This window comes from Xanthovirga aplysinae, assembly GCF_009711365.1.
GTDB classification, from domain to species: domain Bacteria; phylum Bacteroidota; class Bacteroidia; order Cytophagales; family Cyclobacteriaceae; genus Xanthovirga; species Xanthovirga aplysinae.
In genome coordinates, this window is record NZ_SMMB01000276.1 from 1 (window position 1) to 964 (window position 964).

The 964-nt window shown below is 38.5% G+C and carries 1 protein-coding gene; it reads right to left on the minus strand.

Annotated elements, in window-relative coordinates:
• Positions 1 to 70: 70 nt before the first annotated feature.
• Positions 71 to 964, minus strand: an 894-nt coding sequence (locus E1171_RS00710; RefSeq protein ID WP_155203118.1) for a tail fiber domain-containing protein, incomplete at its 5' end; no start/stop codon positions are given.

Consider the following 964-nt stretch of genomic DNA (forward strand, 5'->3'; position numbering starts at 1 on the left):
GCATACGGCCGCCTTCGGTAAAAAATAGTCGTTTCATTAAAATTTTGGCTTAGGTAAATACATGGTTTTTTTAGATAGATGGTTTATCTATTTGTTGCTTTAAGGCTTTAATCTCTTCCTGCTGATGGGCAATGGTGCGTTCCAATTCATCGATACGGGCATTGCTTTCCTGTATGGCAGCGGTATTGATGGCGGTGATGTTGCCATAATGCAGCCCATATTGGTCGCTTTCTTCATCGTAGGAGACAACTTCCGGGAATAGGGGCTCCACTTCCTGTGCTCCAAAGCCTATTTTAAAGATTTCATTAGTTTCTCCTTCTCTTAGGCGGTAACGGATAGGGCGTAAATGACGGACTTTTTCCAGTATGCCGTTTAATGGTGAGATTTCCGTTTTGATTCTTAGATCGGAAGGGGTGATGCTTCCGCTGGCTCTTATATTGCCATACATGATGGCTTCGTTATATTTAACCAAAAGGCCAAGATTGGATGAATTAGAACTTATTCGAACTGGTTGAAACCCTGCTCCTCCAACTTCATCAAAGTAATAAATACAGGCTTCACCTGAAGTTCCAGTATCGTTTGTATTGATTGTAAATCTATAATTTTGATTGACTGAAGAATAAAATTTAGAAAAGCCGCCATAGGTAATAATATTACCATTAGATCTTATGTTTCCATTGATATCTAATGCTTCTTTTGGATTAGTTTCATTAATACCAACACTTTGTGTTTCTGCAATAACCGAGACTACCTTTTTAAGGTCATCGGGTTTACCTGTTTCTAGATAAATATTTCTTCCCCAACCGGAATTGACATCAGATCGTGAAATGGCTCTAATAACCAGGTTTTTTTGATTATTACCATCGTCATTCGACTCAATGTAATTTGCAGCGGTATCATTACCATAAATGGATATATAATTACTTCCCCCATCGGTATTTCTTCTAAACTTAGCGAAACCGTG